A 1,896-nucleotide genomic window follows, 5' to 3' on the forward strand; every position below is an offset into this window, starting at 1 on the left:
GTATTACATCGGCAAACTGAGGATGGTTAACCACGTTGCCGAATTTAATGCCTACACCCATATAAAAAGAAGCACCATTCGGACCGCTGCCTATAGTAGCATCATTTTTAATTAGTCCATAAGTTTGGAAACTGGTAGCTACTAAATTATCGGTACCCATAAACAACTCGAAATTTGGAGTCTGGTATTTTGCTTGCAGTCCAACCATAAAAACACCATTCAAGTTGTACAAGGGAGTAATACTTCCCGAAAAATCATTAGCAATAAAAGTGTTTACAAAAGCAATATCTCCGCCTTTGTAAAACAGGTTTTTCGAAACGGCCAGGCCTGGTTTGTAAAATCCATAGCGTTTAGACAGGTAAATGTCTAGTTTAGCATTGGTAGGTGCTAAAAACTTTTTGCTCTGCTCCGAAAGCAGGAAAATGTCCTTTATTTCCTGGTTGGTATTAGATTGGTCCTCTAAATTTTCAATTATTTTAGATTGATCTATCGTAGTGCGCTGTGTGTTGCTCCGCCACCAGATAAAACCTAAGTCTTTGATGTTGGCCATCAAAAACAGACCTTTTTTAGTGGTATAATTCGTTCCAAAACTTAATGATAAGCCAGGATTTTTAAAGTTGGGAAAGAAGTTTTTCTTGTTTACCTCGTCAAAATCAGAAAAATTGCTCGAGTAGGTACCATTCAGCCCGATCAATAATGCAGAAGCACTCGGATCGATGTATAAATAAGAATCAGCTATATCGAGTTTGTTGTATAAAATTCCGCTCAATAAACTGGCCTTTAGCCCAAAAGCAAGTCTCTTGTCCCAGTTTTCCCTGTAGGTAAAGCTAAACTGATGGTAACTTTGTTCATACCCTTTAGAATCGAATATTCCGGTATATTGCTGTCCTTTGTTAAATCTTTCAAAAGAATCGAAAATAGCAAGGCTTTCATTTGTGTAATCGATATGTGCATCAGACCTGATCTGCCATGAAAAGCCCATTTCCTTTTGATACTTATAAGATTTGAAAAGCCTGAATGCAGCTACATAAATATTGCTGTTTTCGAAAAAATGGTTCACTTCTCCAGTACCAATCGGTAAACTTCTTGTATCAAAAACACCTTCCTGTGTTAATTTTCTTATCGCAAACTTAGAGCTTCCTTTGTTAATGGCATTTGTTCCAAAATAGGGCAGGAAGAAATTGGAAGAAAATCTTCGCGATGAATCTAGGGTGAAAGATTTTTGAGATGGGTTTTCGAAGGCATCAAACATTGTTTTGGTACCAAAAAGTGCATATTGTTGTGCATTTGCACCCCCGAAGCTGGCTAATACCAGTAACGCAAGTAAAAGTTTCTTCATGTAAAATAGTTTTTCTGGGCTTGTTTCCTTATTAACGGTTACTTAACGAATCTGGTATTTCTGGCTTTAAATATTTGTTTAAAAGCAAGTTAGTGATAAACTTGTTTTTGTCTGCACTCATCTGGTAATAAAAAGTGTCGAAACTTTTTAAACCGCTATCGGCCCTCAAATGTTTATAAAATGGAAGCTGAATATTGTTCCTGAAAATATCTGCCGAATTTTTGGTGTTGATGTAATAACTCACATTCGAAGTAGTTGAAATCTGGTTTACTGCATCTAAATATTGAGGCGTCTGTATTAACAGCCTGTTATGCTTATAATCATTTAAAAATGATTGAACTGTACTCGCATTATTGGCCACAACCAAATTATTATCTACAATGGTATAATATGGCCTGCCGAATTTTTTAAATGGTTCTCCAAAGTAACTATACAGGATATCAGATGATTTAAAGAGCTTAATTTCTTCATTATAATCTGCACTTACATCAAGCAACAGCTGTTTTACTTTTTCCCCATTTGATAATGAAATTGCACCTAGTTTTTCGCTGGTGCTT

General features: G+C 36.0%; 2 protein-coding genes. Both read right to left on the reverse strand.

Going from position 1 to position 1,896, the window contains the following annotated elements:
• A partial coding sequence (locus tag AC1DPQ_RS26515) for a DUF5723 family protein (protein WP_477611399.1) occupies window positions 1-1,339 on the reverse strand: 1,339 nt, incomplete at its 3' end.
• A gap of 31 nt (window positions 1,340-1,370) precedes the next feature.
• Window positions 1,371-1,896: DUF3352 domain-containing protein (locus AC1DPQ_RS26520; RefSeq protein WP_477611400.1), on the reverse strand; the 526-nt coding region annotated here is incomplete at its 5' end.

The organism is Pedobacter sp. 01T416_2, assembly GCF_056398925.1.